This window comes from Pirellulales bacterium (assembly GCA_036499395.1).
GTDB lineage: Bacteria > Planctomycetota > Planctomycetia > Pirellulales > JACPPG01 > JACPPG01.
This window is the reverse complement of record DASYDW010000116.1, coordinates 128,688-147,056: the sequence shown is the minus strand read 5'-3', so window position 1 is coordinate 147,056 and position 18,369 is coordinate 128,688. Positions and strand designations below refer to the sequence as shown.

Genomic DNA, 18,369 nt, shown 5'->3' with positions numbered 1-18,369 from the left:
AGTGGCGGGTGAAATGCAAGTGAAAAGAGTGTATGAGATTTTCATTTGCTTCCAAGGAAGTAATTTCTGGCGGCCCGGCTGTCTGAATGTACAGCATTACCGGTGCTCGTCTGCGGATTCGCCGACATTTACCGGACCGGCCTCGCGTGCGCAACTCACCAGCGGAGGAGTGAGTCGATACCAACGAACGGGCGATGCAATGCGAAGTTTCGTAGTCCTCGCACGGAAGAGGGGGGGCAATTCAGCGAGGCGGTTTTTCGAGATCCAGCGCAATGCGGCCCGCCGTGGCTTTGCGGAATTCGTCGGCGTCCGGTGGCGATACGCCAGCCGTCGCAAGGATCAGATATTCGAGGTTCTTCGCTTGGGCCAATGCGTCCAACCCATGCCGGGTAAATGTCCCTCCCGCGCCGAGACGGGTTAGACGCTCGAGCCGTGCCAGGTCTTGTAGCCCGGCGTCGGTCAGATGTGCGCAACTGCGATCGAACCATAACTCCTTGATGGCAGGGAACTGGCCCAGCACGTTTGCTCCGCGGTCTGTCGTCTCGATATTCGACAGTTGTAAGAATCGCAGTTTTGGCAGTCGGGCGAGATGCACCAGCTGATCTTCCAGAATCTCTTTGACCGGATCGGAACCGTTGCTGAGGTTGATAAGCTCGAGACTGGGGGCATCGGCTAGCACGGCCAGCCCGTCTCGCCCCATTCCCGCAATGTCGCCGAGCGATAGCCATCTAAGTTTTTCGAGCGCGGCGAGCGATCGTAAGCCATCGCAGGTAATCGGCACGCTGTAGATCGACAATCTCTCTAGGTTTCTCAGGTTGGCAACGTTCGCCATTCCCTCGTCCGTGACAGTTGCGAAACTGATGGCCAGTTTCTTGATCGCGGGAAGACGGCCGATCTGTGTCATGGCCCCGTCGTTGACACCCAGGCCGGCAATGCGCAGTGAATCGAGCGCCGGCAATTTTTCGAGGTTTTCCCAACCGGCGTCTGACGTGTTGTAGATCGTTGCTTCAAGCTCGCGCAGCTCGGCGAGCTTACTGATTTGCTCGAAGGCAGCGTCGCTGGTAATGACGCGCAGCTTTAGTCGCTGCAAATGTTTGCGCAGGACGATATGGGCGAGTCCCGCATCGTTAACCCCCTGCGCATCGACCTCGAGCGTGGTGAGATTGCGCATGCCGGCCAGGTACTTCAGTCCGTCATTGGTCACCAACGTGCCCGAGATGTTCAGGCTTTTGAGATTTTCCAAGCCGGAGAGGCTGGCCAAGCCCGTGTCGGTGAGGCGGGTTCCTTGCAGATTAAGTGTTTCGAGCCTGGTCAGATCGCGCAGCTGGGCGATCCCGGTATCGCCGATTTCCTGTTTGCCAAACCCGTTGAAGTTGATCAGGCTGAGCGATTCGAGCTTTTCGAACTTGGCGATTGCGAGCAGGCAGTCATCGTTGAGCTTCATATTGACCAAACGCAGCCGCTTCAATCTGAGCGGCGCCAGTTTATATAGCCCTTCTTCGGTGACCGACTCGGCGGTGATAACCAGTTCCGAGAGGGATGTCATGCCCGCGAGCGAGGCCATCGCCTGGTCGTCGACACTGCCGCCGATCGACAGCGACTCGAGCCCTTCGATCCGAAGAATCTCGGGCAGCAGTTTGTCATTACGGCAATCGAGCGCCACTAGACCCAGCCGCGGCATGTCGTGCAAGCAAGAGAGGTCCGCGGCTGCGCGGGACAGATCCAAGCGAAACTTCTTGCCACGCGGCAGTTGTACGTCCCCGCGCGCCACGATGCGCTCTTGGTCTGGCTCTGCGTCGACAATCGTGACCACCCCGAGCGACCGGTCGGCCGGAAACTGGAGAACGACCGATTCTGAGGCACGATTCGGGGCAGGGGAGGACTCGGCGGCGGTTAACGTCGGGCCAGCGAGGATATCTATCGCCACATACAAACCGGCAACGATCAACGCGCGAGCTGGCATCGGCGTGTTCCCTCGTCCGATTCTGGATCGTGTTGCTGCTGCTCACGGTGGCAATGTATTTTCGCCCCCGGCGACCGTCAACAACGCGCGCACACGGCTTGGTTCCATCTCCCGAGGAACGTATCGCACCGAGCCGTCGGCCATCAGCAGGTTGACTCCGCTGACGTGCGGGCTGGCGATGTCGGTGGTTGACCCGGAGTTGATTTGGAAGGACATCTTCGCAAACTCCAGATCGAATGGTTTCGTCCACGGTATTTCGAGGCCTGTAATTTCGACCACGGCAATGGTATTGGACAGACCGTCGGAGATTTCCTCCGCCTTACGGCCCGACGTGTTTGGCCACAGCGTCTCATCGCCGACCACAGCGACATAGTTTGTCATGCCAGGGGCCGTGTGGTGATCGCTCGGGCAGCGAAATATATCTGGGAGCTGGTCGATCACTTTGAGATTCGCGGGGCTATCCCACGGCTCTGCCAAGTTGTAGTTCGGGGTTGCCCCAGCCTCGAAGTATGGCAAGATAAGTGCCCGCCAACTGTGCATGGGCTTACCATCGGCATCGACCGTGTACGCAGGCGGGAACTCGCCATATTGCGACAGATAGTTGTGCAACGCGAGACCGATTTGCTTCAGACGGCACTGGCACGATGCTTTGCGAGCCGCTTCGCGGGCATTGCCCATTGCGGGCAGCAGAATCGCCGCCGCTGCGCGTGAGTAGCGCGTTTACGTCCGGTTATTCGCCCAATGTTTTGCGGAGGATCGCGATATCTGAATCACTTTCCGGATCGAATCGCTTAACGACTCTTCCCTGGCGGTCAATCAGCACCGCGTCCGGCACCGCATGGACCCCAAAGGCTGCGTACGTCGCGTTCGTTGCGAAGCCGGGCAGATCGCCCGCAATCGGGGTCGGGGCCTCCTTCGACATGGTAATTGCTACGGGAAAGGGTATGTCGCGCCCGTTCCAGGCAGACGCCCGTATCCCTGCTAGACGATCGTCGAGAGCAGAAGCATCCCCTACAGGAATATAATCGTCTCGGGCGACGTCGCTATGAACCCAAATGATTACCAACCCCTTTGCTTGATACTTGTCGAACAGCGAGAAAAGGATTGGGAGTTGACGTACGCATGGGCCACACCAGTAACCGCCGAATTCGAGTATCACGCATTTGCCGCGCAAATCCGCAAGACGAAGTGGAACGCTATTCTTCCAAGCAACTACATCCGCGAGGTCGGGGGCTTGTTCCCCCTCAAGTGCGAACATTCGGGCCGCCAAAAGGTCAATTGTATCCAGACGCTGAGCATCTGACGTTTGGAGAACCTCGATCACCTTTTTCATCCGTTGAGCAGGCCAGCCAGCATTAATATCCAGTTCGTAATGGCCGGCGGGCAGGACAAGCCGAGCGTCTTGCGCCAGTGAGTCAAAAACAGCGCTTGCTTTGCCCACTTGAAACACAGTTAGCCGGACGTTGCCCAGCTTATGGTCGCGTTTCGCCAATTCTCGTGACGTGATGTCAAGCGATACCTCATGCTCGGGGACGAGACGCATCGTTAGCGGAGACGATGGGTCGGAAACGTGATTTATGGCGATGATTTTTCGTTTTTCATGTCGCCCTACAATGCAAAAATGATCCAGTAAGCGGCGCTCCGTTTTTAGCACAGCGTGTCCGTGCTTATCAGATCGGCAGTTCCCGTAATAATACCACTCGGTGCCGCTGCGATCTTCGTCCGCCAGTTCACTCGCTCGTTGGCCGGCAATAGAACCTAAGCCAATATTTGCACCTTCGATTGGGTTCTGGTTCTGATCGGTTACATGAATCGTCAAAGAAATTTCGCAGATGTCCGCACTTGCGTCTCTCAGGGGTAGCGGAAGCCAGAAAAGGGCATTTACTAAAAGTAGGCAAGCGCTCTTCATAGGGTGATTCCTTGATTGACAGTTGCACGCGGTGCTTAACGTTCGGCTTACGAATTGCGTACGAATCCTAGCCACGCCCGTCGGCCATTGCGCTCGTGCCGAGGCCAAATAGGTCCGTAGAAGCAGCTACGTTTGCAATTCTGTTGCTCTAAGATGCGAAATCCAGCGTCCATTCGAGTTGATCCTCTCCAGGATCGCGCTAAAGCAAGCCAGCGGCTGGTGGGCTTGGGGCTGGGGGCATGCGATGTTGTCGTCCACGAGAGGGGCTGCGAGTCGGCACCGGTTGTCGATCGCGGTTTTAGATCGTATTCTAGACCGTCTTGCACGCGCCCGTGGCGCAACTGGATAGCGCATCGGTCTTCGGAACCGAGGGTTACAGGTTCGAATCCTGTCGGGCGTACTTCTGACTTGGTCCGACTTGCGGTGACACGCCGGGCCAAGTCCTGACTCTCTTTCATCTTGCGGCGGCCACTCTCGGTCGCCGCATTTTTTTCTACCGTAGCAGCTCGCGCGACTAAATGTCCGTTTGAGCCAGCTTGAGACACCGGCGCACTCCCAATATGCTGCGCGCCATTTTCTTCGCTGGTGATTTGGTGGTCAGCAGCGACCGCATCGAGCACGCCGATGTTGGCCTCGGTCGGCTCCGCCAAGTCTGAACGAACTTCGACGTTCGAGGATGCCTTAGCGATCGCGTGAACCGGCGGAGTGCCAGTTGATGCGGCTGCCTGACATTCTCCGACGCAGGCGCACTCCCAAGATGCTGCGTCCGCGCTCGGCTGTTCGCCTAACCCGTTTGCAGATAAACTGTTTTGAGATTCGTCGAGTGGACTTCGAAACCGAGGGTTACAGGTTCGAATCCTGTCGGGCGCAGTTGAGTCATGGCCCGACGTGCCGTGACACGTCGGGCCAACTTCTGACTCTGTTTCACCTTCCGTTGCCGCCGCTCGGTTCTCACCGGCAGTTTTGCTGGAGCGACGTTGCGCGACCGGCTGCCCATTTGAGCCAGCTTGAGACGCAGCTGCACTCCCAATATGCTGCGAGCTATTTTGTCTGGCAGCACTTTGAGAGTGCACCGAGCCCGATGACTCACCGACGATAGTTGGCACGAGTTCCGGCAAACGGTTCACCGCTTCGACCTTCTCTGACAGATCTGTGTGGCTGTAGACATTCATCGTCAGCCGGATGTCCGAATGCCGCGCTAGCTTCTGGGCAGTCTTCGGGGAAACCCCCGCACGACTCAGATTGGTGATGAAAGTGTGGCGGGTCGAATGGAAGTCGGCAAACTCGCCTTCCTTATCTTGGTAGACCAGAAAATCCGACTCGTCTCTCCGCTTCAGTTCCTCCGGATCATCCGTCTCGGTCATCCACTTGCATCGAGCTACCGCGAGATCCTTTTGCATCATCTCCGAAGTTCGCCGGTCGAGCCCACCGGAGGCAGCAGACACCGGAAACAGCAGTTCGGTGGGGGAGGGCTTCTTGCCGTCGATCCATTTTTTCAAATGACCCGCGACCGTCGGCGGGAGCACTTGCGTGTCCTTACGACGCCGCTTGCTGTGCGTCGCCTGGACTGTCACCGTCGGCGGATCTGTTTCAAAAGAAAATGAGCCAGTTCTCAGACTGCCGATTTCACCGCGACGATATCCCGTAGACGCCGCAAGCATGTACATGCTTGCTCGGTCGGGGCCAGGAAGTCCTACCGCATCGCCACCGTCCTGGGCGGCCTGGACGAGTCGTAAGAACTCGTCCGAACTTAAAGCTCGCCGGTCATGGCGACGGTCGGTCTGAACGTTAAGGAGTGGGATGTCCGCCGTTGGGTCGCGATCGAGTCGCTTCGTTCGAACAAGCCACCGGCAAAATTGCCGGAGAGCTTTCACATAATGATTGCTGGTCTGCTTGCTCATGCCTTCTTCTCGGCGTTCCGAGAGGAAGCTTTCGACTTCGGGACTCTTAATCACCGCAGCAGATCCGAATTTGCACTCGGTGATGATGCGACGAATCTTGCTCACCACCTCGCCGCGTTGCCGATCGCACACGTCGCGATCTTTTAAGTGCTGCTCGAAAGCGGAAATCTGCCGCTCAATACTTCCGGCCAAATTATCGGGGGCGGGTTTCTGCCCGGCTCGGATTAGCCGGGCTTCTTCCTCAAGCTGAGCGGCGAGCCGCTCCGTCGCTCCGCGATCGCTGAAGCCTTTGACTGTCTTCCGCTTCCCGCGGTGGTCAAGGAAGCCGATATACCAGCAGCTTCCCCGCTTCTTTTTGTCCTGCGTACGTTTGTAGATCGATGCCATTTAATTTCCACCTCCCGGTTTCTGACATTCTCCGGCCCGGTCAAGGGCCTGGCACCCATTGGCAATCCATGTCTCAATGTCCGGAAGGCGCCAGCGGGTGTTCCCGCCCAGCCGCACCGGCTGCGGCAGGCGTCCCTCGCTAAGCAATCGCCATAAGGTTCGGGTCGAGACGCCAAGCAGATCGGCAACTTCGTTCGCCTTGATCAGCACCATCTTGGGATTCGGAACGCCGTTTGTTGTTTCGGAGGTTTTCATGATTGCTGCGTACCTCCGTTGTTCTCGCGGTCACCGCCGAACATCCACGTATGGGCCATATCGAGCACTTTGATTACCAGCGGCAGATCGTCGCGACCGAAATAACCCGACTGCTGCCACTGATCCCCATTTTTGTAGAGCCGATTCACGGTCACGTTGAAACGGTCTCCGCTTTTGGTCTTTCGCAAATAGACCTGGCACTTGATCAAGCCAAGGCGAAAGACCTGAGCAGGTTCGTTGCTCATTGGATTCTCCTTTAGAACGCTGGTCGAACAGAGTTACTTGAGCGACGGCTTTTGCCGTCGCTCGTCGAGAAGCGTAAGTGAGAATCTTCATTGCGCCGCGCAGGTGACATCATAGGCGGCACTTCGAGACAAGATTTGTCGTCTCAATTCATTTTCTAGCAACGACTTTCGATCTGACACATTGTCATCTCAGTCGGCACCGATCGTTTCTACTAGAAGTGTCCAACGCGGTCGCGTCGCGGCACGACGGTTCATGTTGCGATTTGCTGCGACAGCAGCCAGCGCCTGCGCGTCTTAGCCACTTGCCGCAACAATTGCCGCAATTACTCGCCTCGCGCGGTACCACCATGCTCACTGCATCGGATCAAGAATTACTGAGCATCCTCAGCTTGTGCGCCCAGGTGGCTTCACTGAGTCAGGCGGCGAGGATTTGCGGATTGCCCTCGGAATCCGCATCCATCTTTTCCCGACTTCAACGCTTAGAGAAAATTGATTTCATTGGGCACACAAAGTCTGTTGAAGTCGAAATGCCGCCACTGTTGGAACCGCTAGTGAATTGGCAACCGGGACAATGGGTTCCCGATTTTGGACCAGTCGTGTGGCAACTTCAGAAACGGTGGCACGTTCCGCGCCGACCGCTGCATTTGTTCTTCGTAACGCCGCGTGCTGCACGTCTATTCGGAGGTCGGCGAAAAGGTCGGCCTTCCCGCTTAGGGCAGATCTCTCACGATCTCGGAGTGACGGAAATGTTCTTGTCAGTCAAATGGCGTCATCCAGAGTTAGTGGAGTATTGGGTCGATGAGGCAAGGCTTGCCGCTTTTCGTCGAGGCCAAAAGCTACCCGATGCAATGTTAGCTAAAACTCCTTCGGCCACTCCAATTCGCGTGCTGGAGTTTGGCGGCCACTACGGAAAGAAACGCTTGCAAGCCTTTCATCACGACTGCGAACGGCGCGGGTCGCCGTACGAGATCTGGTAAAAACGATCTGGAACTGAGCTTGAATTGTCGAGTCGGACTTTGCCAAGTAAGCCACCCGTCTTTAGAATTTGGACAAAGTGTTCACGCGCATGAGCCAGTTTGTTCCTGAACTCAAAGACCGAGAGGCACGAAAACATCAGTTTTTAGCCGCTTTCTGTCGATGGGCCATGAAGCGAGAAGGGGCTGCATGGCCTGAGCCAAGCTGCTATGATACGATCGCTTTTAGCGGATTGGCGTTGCCCCGTGCTCTGCACGACAAGGAATCAAAGCAATGGATGCTGCACGAATCGAATTGAAATTGGCCTTGGATGAGGCTGGCTTACCCTCCTTGAAGCTTCAAACGTTCTCCGAACGGCTCAACGTCCAAAAGCGCATCTACTTGATTCAAACGCTCGGCTACGACCTTGGTTACCGTTTCAGCTGGTACCTTCGAGGGCCGTACAGCCGCCATTTGACTGACGATGCTTTCGCCCTGCGAAACGAACTGGATGCAGGAGATACCGACGCCGATGGTTTTTTATTGGCGGAGTCGGCCAAGCAATCGATAGTTCGTGCGCACCAACTGTGGACATTGCCGCAGGGGACATCCGTCCAACCGGATGCGTGGCTTGAAGTGCTCGCGTCACTTCATTATCTGAAGGAAGTTGCTTACTGGCCTAGCTCTGCTGACAAATCCTTCGACGCGGTGTTTGCGAAGCTGATCGAGTCGAAGCCGCAGTTCACAGATCGCAAAGAGCTTGCAAAGCAGGCGTGGGACCGTCTAGCCGAGTATTTTCTTATCCACTCTCACGCGACCGCTTAAGGGCAGGGGCTGTCGTGGGCAACGAGTACCGGCATAAGATCATCTGTGATCCCGTTCACAGCGAGATTCCGGTAAGCGAGCTAGAACAGAAACTAGTCGATTCTCGTTCCTTCCAGCGCCTTCGCAATCTGAAGCAGCTCGGTCTCGCCTCACTAGTTTATCCGAATGCAACGCACACTCGGTTTGCGCACTCGTTGGGCGTATTTCGCCTTATGAGCCGAGTGATCGATCTGTTTGTTGATCGCGGACACTTCAATGATGAGGATCGACGCAAGCTGCGAATAGCAGCTCTGTTGCATGACATTGGCCATTATCCCTACTCGCATCTCATGGAGTTTGTCGACCGCGACAAACTGCGGCCCACACTGCTACGCAAGGGAACTGGAGCTGCAACCGTCGGCACAACTGCCGTCCGTTATCCGTCGCACGAAAAAATCGGCGAGCTGATCATTGAGAAACGCACTGACCTCGCTGAAGTATTGAGTCAAGCAGGACTCGACCCGAAAGAAATCGGATCGATGATTCGCGGACAACACACAAAACCGGCCTACAACCGATTAACGCATAGTAGCCTCGACGTAGATCGGATGGACTATCTAGTCCGTGATTCTTTGGGGACTGGCGTTCCCTATGGGCATATCGATCTAGATTACATCCTGAGCAATCTTGATGTCGTTTCGGAACCGAATGAGGAGGGCAAGGATGTTCTCGACGTAGTCTTGGCAGAGAAGGCATCGACTGCCGCCGAGCATTTTCTCGTCGCGCGATATTTCATGCATAAGGTCGTCTACTTCCATAAGACGACATTTGGACTCGAAGCCTTGCTGCGACAGATCTTATTTCTGATGCGAGAGCAAAAGCGAGTTTACGCAGACGGCGACGCCGTTCGGAACGCAATTACCGACGACGCACAGTTCTTTGCTTTTCATGACGGATATGTGGATGCGGCTGTCCAGCTTGCCGCAGCCGATAAGAGTGCGGGCACTCTCGCCGACCTCTGCAACTTGCTCCTCACGCGAACGCCACCAAAGCTCTTGTGCGAAGTTCCTTCGCTTCGAAACCATGACGGCCAACATCGGAACGAATACGTTTTATTTCGCAACAACAAGGCTGGAAAGATTGAAGGTCTCGCCGCGAAATATGGCATCCCGAAAGAATTCTGGATCTGGGAGGATCTTCCAAAGGACGTTTCCTTTGAGGCAATGGGACCATCAATTGAGCTATCTCAGGTCGAGGACTTGAAGCCTGAAGAAGCCGCCGAGCTGATTCGTATTCAAGGGAAAGATGGAAAGATCCGTCGATTGATTGAAGATCCAACAAGCATCATCCACCATCTCAGCAAACTGAAATTGCAGGTAAGTCGTTTGTATTTGGCTAAGCCAGTTGAAAAAGAATTACTGGCGTCCATCCGTGCTGAAGTAAACAGCTGGTCTAAGCAGGACTAGCAGCGACACGACTGGCAGCTTTTAGAGTCCGATGCCAGATCGATTTCGTGACCCACTCTCGCTTGGTCGCGATGCACTGACCACATCTGCCAAATACGTCTCCACCGCGCAATCCCTCTTCGCGGGATTTGCACCCCGCCCCACGCTCGCTCGCTATTTCCGCTCTGCGGAAAAGACTACGCGAGGCTCCGCCCTGTCGGACAGCCAACCTACGTGCAGCTCTGGGCGCTACGCTACAACCGTCACGCCAGGCAGTAGCCTGTCATGCCGCTTGCACGCGCTTCGCTTCCGACGCAGCACTCCGGTTGTCTGGTTTTTCTATTTTTTGCTGTGGGGGGCTTCAGAAAATGCGAAAGCCCCCCACACCAAAAAAATTGTAGGTGGGGGAGGGCTCAGTGATTAATGACCGGTGCTGCAAGTGCCGGACTATCGATTAGTGAAAAAATGGAAACCTTGAACCAATACCATCACGTCAATGGACAACTCAGCAACGGCGCGAGTGCCGGCAAAACGCCAAACGCTGAAACCACAACTCGCACGGAGAAAAAAGACCGACCTGCACACTCTCTGACGAACGGTCGAATCTTGACCCGTATCTGGGCCGAGCAAAACGATTGGGGCTCAATCACCTGGCGAGTTGATCAATACCGGATGCCGGTTCCGAACTACGCAGGGGGAAAATTCCGCTCGTTCCACATCTGCGATCTTCAGGACGCGATGCGTGGTCTGTATGAGGCGAAGCGATGGATCAAACGGGCCGACAGGCAGAGCACACGCCGCTGGTTCCGTTGGTAGTCGCAAGGCTTAGGCAGACTTTTTGATTCAACAGCCCACCGAGTTCTGATTCGGTGGGCCTTTTGGAGATGCATCCATATGAGCGAAGAAAATGACCTACGTCGTGACGGCTGGGATCTTATCCATGTTTACACTCGCGCAGAGGCAATTGAAGATGGCGTGTTGATCGATGTCAGCGAGACCGCTCGAGAAGCTGGATTCCGCTTCCCGGTCGCAATGACTGACGCGGCCTGGCACAAGCTCATCGCTGTCCCGCCCGAGCTTGGACATCAGGATGAGATTGGCCGCTTGTGGGACGTTTTGAATGTTCTGCTTTTCTCGATTCGAAAATCGAAGGACAACAGCTCTGAGATTCGATTTCGAGTTTCGGTTTTGAACGAGCACGAGAAATTAGAGGAGGTCGAAGTCAAATCTCTTTGCGGCCCCGGCGACAATCTCGAACCGGTCATAACCATCATGCTACCGGACGAGGACTGAAGTAGCCTTAGCACCGGCCAAGCGGTTCTCCGCTTGGCCTACTTTCCTCTGGCATGGGGTGCCACAAAATCGCGCACCGCGCATTCCCCAGTGCTGCGCACTTGGGAGATGCTCCTGCGGAATTTCGCACCGCTCTCGCGGTACGAACATTCCGCCCACCACCCCACCAAAAACCGAGCGGCTAGTCGCCGCCCTTTTTTTCCGGCCTGAACGGCCAGAGCCCTGAACGGGCTTGCGCCACACCGGCTAGGGCCGGTGGTGGCTTGCGTCTGGACCCGGCTGGGGCCGGGTGCCAGCCGGGGCTTCGCTGAACGCTCCGCCCCCATTCCAAGCTGTCGCTTGGAATGGCTCCCCGGACGGGCCGCAGTAGCGGCCCAGATTCCATATTTGGAATTTGGCGAAACGCCGAGACGAATCGGAACCGCGAGATTCGCGGCACCTCGCACCAGTGGCCATGTGCCAAGCGAGGTGCCGTTTCGATTTGCAGAAGTTCTCCTGCAATCCTTGGTTGCGCGATACTCAGAGACTAATATGTGAGGTCTAAGTATTTGCTTACGAGTTGGATTATGGTCACTACCTTGCCCGTATTACCGGCTAGCCGCCGCCTGCGAGATGAGCAGTCATCCCCGACGAAATCCCAGACTTCAGGAGCGTGACTACGATCTGCTCGATCACGTCATGCGGTATCGCGTAACGACGCCGCAGATCCTCCACCAGCTCTTCTTCGCCGACTGCGATCGAAACGCCGTGACCAAAGTCACCTCCAGACTTTGCGATCACGATTTCCTAGAAAGCCATCCTCTCTACGGTTCCAACAGCTACTTCACACTCGGCAAGGCCGGGGCCAGGCTCTTCGGCTTAGCAGCGCGAAGGCTCGGTGCGTTGGGGCCGATAGCACTCTACAGAGATTTTGGAGTGCTCATGTTTTGCGCACGCACCGGCGCACGACGCGAAAAACTTCGTGTGAGCGAAATCGCAAAACGCTTCCCGCAGATTCTTGTTCGAGGTGTCGATTCGAGCCACTACTATCTCGACTCCGAGAACGACACCGTACGACTAGGGCATATCTGGGTTGAGGGCGGCGGGACGACAGAGCACATTGTCCGGAGCGTCAAGCAAGACATCATCGAGCCGCGGCGATCCGTTCCGGCACTTCTCGACTACATCGACAAGGGCAGATTTGTCGTTGCCGTGGTGACAATGACTGCCGAGAAACGAGACCAGATTGCCGGTGCCCTGAATACTTTGCCCACAAGCGTTCTCTTTCGCGTCGAGCATGTTCCCGAACTGATTCAGCTCCTCCCAGGCGCACGCAATGTATAGCCGACTCATTGCAGCCGTCCTGCGGCTGCTGCCAGGAAGCTCCTACCAGTCGCCGGACAACCCGTTGCAGGTTGACCGGCTGCCAGACATTTCCAAGGTCGAACTGGATTACCCGGTCTATCAAAGCCCTCCGGCTGTCATTCAGCGACAAACGCTGATCACGATTTGCGTCACCGCAGCGACTGCATCTCTTCTCGGATGGGTCTCGCAGAGAATTCCGATCCCACTGCTCCACGGGGGGCTGAATACCATCGGCCTGCTCGCGGCAGCGACTATGATCGTGCTCGGAATTTTTGCCGCGAAGTGGCCGACCTTTGGGTGGTTGCTTGCGGCTGTATCAGTCATCGTGTTGTCGAGTCTCGTGCGTGAGGTTCCGTTTTCGCTCTCCGCGTTGATTTTTGCGATCCTAGCTTTGCCATTTTTCGCAAATTCACTTGCCACACATTTCTTGTATCTGAAAACAGCCGCACCGATGTCCGGAGAGATGTCGCGATTGATTCGCGACTTTTGGAAGGCGAGGTGGTTCAGGCCGTGGCGATCGCCGCCCGGCTCAGAATTCTATCCAGTCAACTTCCTGATTCTGATTCCTTCGGCGTGGCTTCTCTTGAAGCACCTAGCGGAGGAGCCGGGGTTTGAAGGAGCGACCAAGACTTTCTTTCAAGTCGCACTGCTAGGACTCCTTTGGGGCGGAGCCACTGACGCAATTTTTGCGTTCGTCTTTCGGCGACGGACATTCTTTATTCATCGGCAACTTGTCGCTCTTTGGCACGCTGTAGTTGAGTGGGCGACGTACAACCGGCTAAACACGCACGGTGCCGGAGTGCATCAAAGTCCCGCTGGGACGTGCACCGTGAGAAAGTGGTTTTTTGTCGGCATGATTCTCTCTTGGGCCTGCGTCTGGGTCGGTAGTATTGGGAACGAACCGCCGGTCACATTTGATGACTTGATGGCGAAGCAGCTGAAAATTCTCAACAGGCTCACAGAAGAGGTCGAGAAGCATAAAAAAAGCGACGCGGACAAAATAGCCGAGAGGCGTCGAGAACGAGACTTGCCCACGTTTTCCGCAAGTGAGCTTGCCCAGCTTCGCGCCAAGTCACCGGCTGACGCCGAAGAATACATCCAGCGTCGGCGCGAAGAGCTTGAAAGGAAGTTCCGCGACGAAGACGCTGCCGAAGTTGCTCACTCTGAAGGCAAAGTCTACGAGCTTCTCTCCAAGTTCGTGCGGCGGCTCGCATCCGTACTTTTACAAGTTTTCGTGCCATTTGCTGCCACGCTCAGCGCGATTGTCGGGCTTTGCACTGGCATGATCGGTCGCACGCTTGCCGGTGTCGAAGACATGTCCGACTCGAATTGGCGCGAACGAGTCTTTACAACGAACAATTGGCCAAATCTCGTTGATCGCATCCAAGCCTCCGGCGATGAGACCGAGAAGAACAGCGTTCTGTTGGGGACGAACGCCCGTGACGACAGTCCGGTTTTGGTTCATCGCGACGTGTTTCGCGAGCATGCGCATATTCTTGGCGATTCCGGTTCCGGAAAAACCAGTATGGGAATCTTGCCGCTGCTCTCCCAGCTAATGCGCCGGGGCGACTGTTCGGTCGTGGTCGTCGATTTGAAAGCAGATGACCAGTTGCTTTTTGAGTGCTTGCGCGACGAGTCGGCACGAATCACCGAACGGGTTAGAAGAGCTAACCGTTATCACCCGACATACGACTTTCGCTGGTTCACCACTGTTGTCGGGCGATCGTCGTATGCCTTTAACCCGCTCCGCCAAGCGATGATGAAGAAGTTGACGCCGGATCAGCGCACCGATTTGCTCCAAGCGGCCCTCGGTCTGCATTACGGAAACGATTATGGCCGGAAATTCTACGGCGATGCGAATTTCGAAGTTCTTAACTTCGCTCTTCGTAATTTCCCCGAAGTGGACAGCTTCACCGCGCTAGAACGCGTTCTCGACGGTTCTGACCGATTTCCGCTGCACGCGGAAAGCAAAAAGGCGGGGAGCAATGTGCGATCCTCGATTAGACGATTGGCACGGTTCGAGGCCCTTAACGCAAGTCCGGCAAATGGCACGCCGGACCCGGTTCTAAATGCGTCGATCGACTTGGACGATCTTTTTACCACACCCCAAGCTCTCTATGTCGCGCTGCCGCCGGCGGCAGGTATTTCGACCACGGCAGAAATCGCACGGATCTTTCTCTACTCCTTGCTCGCGACCGCCCAGGCACATACCTCCAGGCAGCACCAAGTGTTCTTGGTCGTCGATGAATTCCAGCGCATTGTCGCAAAAAACATCGAGCTGTTTTTGCAGCAAGCACGCAGCATGAATATCGGCTGCATTCTTTCAAACCAATCGCTTGCCGACCTTGAGAGCGTTGATGCGGATCTGGTGGATGCGGTTCGGACGAACACTCGCTTTCGTCAAGTCTTTGGGGCCGGGAGTCGGGGAGACATCTACGATTTGATGGACACCGCAGGGGAAACCATTTTTGGCCTTCGCAGTTGGTCGTTCGTGCCGTCGCTTTTCACGTTTGGCCCACAGTCGATGAGCGTGTCAGAAGGACGCCACTCTCGACTGTCACTCAATGACATTCTCCTCGCGACGGATGCACCTGGAAGAAACATCGCGTGCGTTCGTCGAGGAATGGGCTTCGCCCAGTACGGTGGAATGGCGTTCGTGATGGACTCCGTATATCACCTGGCCGACGAGCATTACCGGAGCTTGTCGAAATCAAGCTGGCCGCCACAAGAGAAATATCTTGTGTCGGCGAAGCTCGAAGAAACCAAAGCAAACGCTCCGATCGTAACTCCGCGAGTACTGGAAGATCCGCCGCCCGGTCCCGCAGAGAATCCAGAACCGCAGCCCGAAGAAAAAGTCAGTGCATCGCAGGCGAACGGCGATGAGGCCGATCCGATGGAGGAGTTCTATCTGGAGCAGCTACAGGCACACGATGCGCTCCAAAAGAAATTCAAGAAAGCACTTCGAAGAAGACGCCCCGGAGCTTGATGAGTTATGAAGCGCGTCCCCCTTGAATCGCCGACGCCGGAGATCCGAATCGACAACAGCCGATTCCCGGCTTGGTTTGGACTCCTCTTGCTCGCTGGTATTGTTGTGTTCATCGCGTGGCTCACGAACCACACTACTAGTGATCCTACTCCGAACGTAGATCCTTCCGAGCAAACGGAGAGGGGCCAGAAATGAAAGTCGCCTTAAATCGAGCAGCGGAGTCGCTTTCGAGACTGTCCGCCAAGAGATTTTTCAATTTGGTACTGGGCATCGCATTATTCGCTCCCATCGCTTGGATGCTCGCCCCCATTATCGGCACTCTCAAAAGCAGCGTCTCGTTCGCAGGAACCGCTGTTTCCGCCCGCCCAGCAACGCCGTTGTCTTGTCTAATTGATCCGGAAGAGTGGGCAGTGCTTGAGCAGTACACAGCCATTCAGCACACCCGCACCGGTCGAGAGAAGCTCGTCGAGCACTTTTACAACCGGCTGAGTTTCACTCTCCGCCAAATCCACGAAATGCGAAACACGATCGACAATTACCTTCTGCATCAAACGACCACCCAACGTTCGATCAATCTGAGTACGTCTGATTCCGACTGGTGGACAAAATTCGGTCGAACTCCAAGGCAAGTCTTAAACCGGGAAGATATGCGCGAGTACGAGGGCGAGGTTCTCAAATTGGTTAGAGCGGGAGCGGATCGTTCTCCAAGTCAAGAAGAACGGTTGACCTTACTAATCGCCCATCTCGGCGAAGAGATGATGAAGGTGCCGGTCGATCGCACCTCGAATCGATTCGACATCACTCTACCTTGGGAAGACTCTTCGACCGAGAGAATGCTGATCCGATACAAGGCCATCTACAAACAGCTCATGCACAGACAGTGGGGATCACCCCTAGCACTCCCTCAATGAACCGAAAGATCGGAGCGACTATGACGACAAGTTCAGAATTGAAGACAACGGACGATGGGTCGAAGAAGAGCAAGCCGAGTATGGGAATCGTATTACTCGGAATATTGCCAGGCGCGCTGCTGATTATTCTCGGCGTGAAGGTGTGCTTCGATATGGTCGCGGTCAACTCAGCTGAAGACCCGGTGACGGAGCTTCAGAACAGGCCACTGGCTCGCGCTTGCATGTGGGTTAGCGACAATCTCAAGCCGTCATGGGCGAAGGAAATGCAGAAGCCGCTAAAGCATCCGGCGCTGCCGAAGAAGGACGACGGTCAGTGACGACCGCGGCGCAAGAAAAATGCCTCCTTGTTATTCACTGCCCGGAGGCGAGGACAGGTCTACCTTGTATTTTTGCACTCGGCAGACGCAAGTGGTGTGCCCTCAGTATAGCGACCGAATCGGCGATTTACAGCACTTCGAGCAATTTTCGGAATTGCGGCGAACTCCATTCTGGGGTTGCTGGATTGCAGCAATTAGTTGCCGAGCCCTTTGGAATCCGACCAACAAAGGCTAGGGGAGAAGAGCCTTCGTGCGGCCCATCATCGTCGGGGCCAAGGGCCTTCGGCCTCAGCGGGGCGAGCCCCGACGATGACAGGCCGACGAAGGCAACTCATAATGTCCAGATCACCATCCTTCTCTGGAGAACAATCTTGCAACCGAATGCTAATAACGAGGCAACGAAGTCTGTGCAGCGTCGCGCTGTCGCCGCCGCCATCGCGCTTGTGATTGGCAGCGTGTCGTTCTTTGGATCCCTCACCTGGGCGGCGATTGGAATGTACCAAGTGGCGACTTCTCCCGATCCAAAAGCTGAACTCGCAAACAGACCTGTGCTGCGATGATTCAGCGGCGCGTGGGATGCGGTGACTTCGAACTTGCCCGGCGGCGATTCACAACGGACGTACGTTACGCCAGATGGAAATCGGATACGAGAAGACGGCACGGTGGTGGAGAGCGAACCGCCGCGGTAGAAGCGTCGAATGCAATCGCAGATTTCAGACTTTTTTTCGCTTTAGGTAAGATCAGTTCGCTAGCTTTGGCTGGCATCGAGAGTGGACTCGGACCTTCCGTGGAATCTCGAACAAAGTCGAACTTTGCCGTGGCGATCGACAATCCCAATTCAGGCTCCTACTCAAAAGTATCCTTGAGCTTCTGCGTCCGCAGCTCAGCCACTAATCTTTGATCCCGCACTAATAAGGTCTTGCCGTCAGTGCCCCGCGGCTCCGGACGGTGTGCCGTCGACGAAAGAGCGCGAGTAAAACCATTTTGCGATAGCAACTTCTACCCAGGGGAAGTGTGCGACGATTTACGGTTTTAAGAAAATCGGCTTGACGTGAGCTGTATTTGCTAGTTTGGACGAGGATGATGGCAGATCGAATAGGGCGAAGTTGCTGTTGCGACTAAACCCTATTCGGTGGTTAGTTGACGCGCTCCATCGAAACACGTCAGCTTGTCACCATCAACCTCATTCATCATCCAATCATCTGAAGTGCCGCGGAAGCCGCGCCTTGGACATCGACATCGCTGTCCTTTAACGCCTCGCGTAGTTGCGGCACTGCGGCTTTCGCTTCGGGTCCAATCTTCCCGAGCGCCGAAGCTGCGTGCCAACGGACACCGACATCGCTGTCCTTTAACGCCTCGCGTAATTGCGGCACTGCGGCTTTCGCTTCAGGTCCAATATTCCCGAGCGCCCAAGCTGCACGCCAACGGACACCGACATCGCTGTCCTTTAGAGCTTCGCATAATTGCGAAAGAGCAGCTTTTGCTTCGGGTCCATTGTTCCCGAGTGCCAAAGCTGCACGCCGACGGACATAGACATCACTGTCATTCAACTGCTCAATCCACCTTGTTACGTATTTGTTCTCACTCATCTTCAGCTCCTCGACTGAAGCCATTCAGCCAGGCGCACTGGTGAGTCACCAGCTATCACGCCCTTC

At 55.6% G+C, this 18,369-nt stretch carries 16 protein-coding genes and 1 tRNA gene; 11 read left to right on the top strand and 6 right to left on the bottom strand.

Features of this window, described 5'->3' with window-relative positions; genetic code table 11:
• Nucleotides 1-241 precede the first annotated feature (241 nt).
• Genes VGN12_20770 through VGN12_20760 form a run of 3 tightly spaced genes read right to left on the bottom strand, consistent with a single transcriptional unit; the run spans nt 242 to nt 3,872 of the window.
• Nucleotides 242-1,963 carry a hypothetical protein gene (locus VGN12_20770; GenBank protein ID HEY4311893.1) on the bottom strand — a complete coding sequence of 574 codons (1,722 nt, stop codon included), beginning with the start codon at nt 1,961-1,963 and terminating at the stop codon, nt 242-244.
• Nucleotides 1,964-2,005: 42 nt separating this feature from the next.
• Nucleotides 2,006-2,641, bottom strand: coding sequence for a DUF1559 domain-containing protein (locus VGN12_20765; GenBank protein HEY4311892.1), 636 nt, complete (start codon nt 2,639-2,641; stop codon nt 2,006-2,008).
• A 52-nt stretch (nt 2,642-2,693) separates the two neighbouring features.
• Complete coding sequence (locus tag VGN12_20760) at nt 2,694-3,872, bottom strand: TlpA disulfide reductase family protein (protein HEY4311891.1); 1,179 nt, start codon at nt 3,870-3,872, stop codon at nt 2,694-2,696.
• Nucleotides 3,873-4,198: 326 nt separating this feature from the next.
• On the opposite strand from VGN12_20760, the gene VGN12_20755 reads away from it, so the two are divergent.
• Together VGN12_20755 and VGN12_20750 are read left to right on the top strand one after the other, a co-directional pair.
• Nucleotides 4,199-4,272 (top strand) — tRNA-Arg (locus VGN12_20755).
• A 1,366-nt stretch (nt 4,273-5,638) separates the two neighbouring features.
• Nucleotides 5,639-5,920, top strand: a complete 282-nt coding sequence (locus VGN12_20750) for a hypothetical protein (protein ID HEY4311890.1) — start codon at nt 5,639-5,641, stop codon at nt 5,918-5,920.
• A 240-nt stretch (nt 5,921-6,160) separates the two neighbouring features.
• Here the strand turns inward: VGN12_20750 and VGN12_20745 are convergent, their stop codons facing one another.
• Together VGN12_20745 and VGN12_20740 are read right to left on the bottom strand one after the other, a co-directional pair.
• Nucleotides 6,161-6,415, bottom strand: coding sequence for a helix-turn-helix domain-containing protein (locus tag VGN12_20745; protein ID HEY4311889.1), 255 nt, complete (start codon nt 6,413-6,415; stop codon nt 6,161-6,163).
• On the bottom strand, nt 6,412-6,660 hold the full coding sequence (locus VGN12_20740) for a hypothetical protein (GenBank protein ID HEY4311888.1): 249 nt from the start codon (nt 6,658-6,660) through the stop codon (nt 6,412-6,414). Before VGN12_20740 ends, VGN12_20745 begins: the two co-directional genes overlap by 4 nt.
• A 302-nt stretch (nt 6,661-6,962) precedes the next feature.
• Here VGN12_20740 and VGN12_20735 point away from each other — a divergent pair, with 302 nt between their 5' ends.
• The 9 genes from VGN12_20735 (at nt 6,963) to VGN12_20695 (ending at nt 16,714) form a co-directional block, all read left to right on the top strand.
• Entirely contained in the window at nt 6,963-7,637 is a 675-nt protein-coding gene (locus tag VGN12_20735) for a hypothetical protein (protein ID HEY4311887.1), read from the top strand.
• Nucleotides 7,638-7,908: 271 nt separating this feature from the next.
• On the top strand, nt 7,909-8,439 hold the full coding sequence (locus VGN12_20730; protein ID HEY4311886.1) for a hypothetical protein: 531 nt from the start codon (nt 7,909-7,911) through the stop codon (nt 8,437-8,439).
• A 14-nt stretch (nt 8,440-8,453) separates the two neighbouring features.
• Nucleotides 8,454-9,884, top strand: a complete 1,431-nt coding sequence (locus VGN12_20725) for an HD domain-containing protein (protein HEY4311885.1) — start codon at nt 8,454-8,456, stop codon at nt 9,882-9,884.
• Between the two features lie 402 nt (nt 9,885-10,286).
• On the top strand, nt 10,287-10,679 hold the full coding sequence (locus VGN12_20720; protein HEY4311884.1) for a hypothetical protein: 393 nt from the start codon (nt 10,287-10,289) through the stop codon (nt 10,677-10,679).
• Between the two features lie 78 nt (nt 10,680-10,757).
• Nucleotides 10,758-11,156 carry a DUF6573 family protein gene (locus VGN12_20715; GenBank protein ID HEY4311883.1) on the top strand — a complete coding sequence of 133 codons (399 nt, stop codon included), beginning with the start codon at nt 10,758-10,760 and terminating at the stop codon, nt 11,154-11,156.
• A gap of 612 nt (nt 11,157-11,768) precedes the next feature.
• Nucleotides 11,769-12,479: a hypothetical protein gene (locus VGN12_20710; protein HEY4311882.1), complete on the top strand. Its 711-nt coding sequence runs from the start codon at nt 11,769-11,771 to the stop codon at nt 12,477-12,479.
• A complete protein-coding gene (locus VGN12_20705) occupies nt 12,472-15,486 on the top strand; it encodes a hypothetical protein (GenBank protein ID HEY4311881.1) in 3,015 nt (1,004 codons plus the stop codon). The genes VGN12_20710 and VGN12_20705 overlap by 8 nt, the downstream gene beginning before the upstream one ends.
• Before the next feature lie 191 nt (nt 15,487-15,677).
• On the top strand, nt 15,678-16,397 hold the full coding sequence (locus tag VGN12_20700; protein ID HEY4311880.1) for a hypothetical protein: 720 nt from the start codon (nt 15,678-15,680) through the stop codon (nt 16,395-16,397).
• Between the two features lie 20 nt (nt 16,398-16,417).
• Nucleotides 16,418-16,714 carry a hypothetical protein gene (locus VGN12_20695; protein ID HEY4311879.1) on the top strand — a complete coding sequence of 99 codons (297 nt, stop codon included), beginning with the start codon at nt 16,418-16,420 and terminating at the stop codon, nt 16,712-16,714.
• Nucleotides 16,715-17,904: 1,190 nt separating this feature from the next.
• On the opposite strand, the gene VGN12_20690 is transcribed toward VGN12_20695, so the two are convergent.
• Nucleotides 17,905-18,303 carry a HEAT repeat domain-containing protein gene (locus tag VGN12_20690; protein ID HEY4311878.1) on the bottom strand — a complete coding sequence of 133 codons (399 nt, stop codon included), beginning with the start codon at nt 18,301-18,303 and terminating at the stop codon, nt 17,905-17,907.
• Nucleotides 18,304-18,369 lie beyond the last annotated feature (66 nt).

Excerpts from the sequence above, each read along its gene's own strand:
- VGN12_20770 (HEY4311893.1), bottom strand. The coding sequence starts at position 1,963 with ATGCCAGCTCGCGCGTTGATCGTTGCCGGTTTGTATGTGGCGATAGAT.
- VGN12_20765 (HEY4311892.1), bottom strand. The coding sequence starts at position 2,641 with ATGGGCAATGCCCGCGAAGCGGCTCGCAAAGCATCGTGCCAGTGCCGT.
- VGN12_20760 (HEY4311891.1), bottom strand. The coding sequence starts at position 3,872 with ATGAAGAGCGCTTGCCTACTTTTAGTAAATGCCCTTTTCTGGCTTCCG.
- VGN12_20750 (HEY4311890.1), top strand. The coding sequence starts at position 5,639 with ATGGCGACGGTCGGTCTGAACGTTAAGGAGTGGGATGTCCGCCGTTGG.
- VGN12_20745 (HEY4311889.1), bottom strand. The coding sequence starts at position 6,415 with ATGAAAACCTCCGAAACAACAAACGGCGTTCCGAATCCCAAGATGGTG.
- VGN12_20740 (HEY4311888.1), bottom strand. The coding sequence starts at position 6,660 with ATGAGCAACGAACCTGCTCAGGTCTTTCGCCTTGGCTTGATCAAGTGC.
- VGN12_20730 (HEY4311886.1), top strand. The coding sequence starts at position 7,909 with ATGGATGCTGCACGAATCGAATTGAAATTGGCCTTGGATGAGGCTGGC.
- VGN12_20720 (HEY4311884.1), top strand. The coding sequence starts at position 10,287 with ATGACCGGTGCTGCAAGTGCCGGACTATCGATTAGTGAAAAAATGGAA.
- VGN12_20715 (HEY4311883.1), top strand. The coding sequence starts at position 10,758 with ATGAGCGAAGAAAATGACCTACGTCGTGACGGCTGGGATCTTATCCAT.
- VGN12_20710 (HEY4311882.1), top strand. The coding sequence starts at position 11,769 with ATGAGCAGTCATCCCCGACGAAATCCCAGACTTCAGGAGCGTGACTAC.
- VGN12_20705 (HEY4311881.1), top strand. The coding sequence starts at position 12,472 with ATGTATAGCCGACTCATTGCAGCCGTCCTGCGGCTGCTGCCAGGAAGC.
- VGN12_20700 (HEY4311880.1), top strand. The coding sequence starts at position 15,678 with ATGAAAGTCGCCTTAAATCGAGCAGCGGAGTCGCTTTCGAGACTGTCC.
- VGN12_20695 (HEY4311879.1), top strand. The coding sequence starts at position 16,418 with ATGACGACAAGTTCAGAATTGAAGACAACGGACGATGGGTCGAAGAAG.
- VGN12_20690 (HEY4311878.1), bottom strand. The coding sequence starts at position 18,303 with ATGAGTGAGAACAAATACGTAACAAGGTGGATTGAGCAGTTGAATGAC.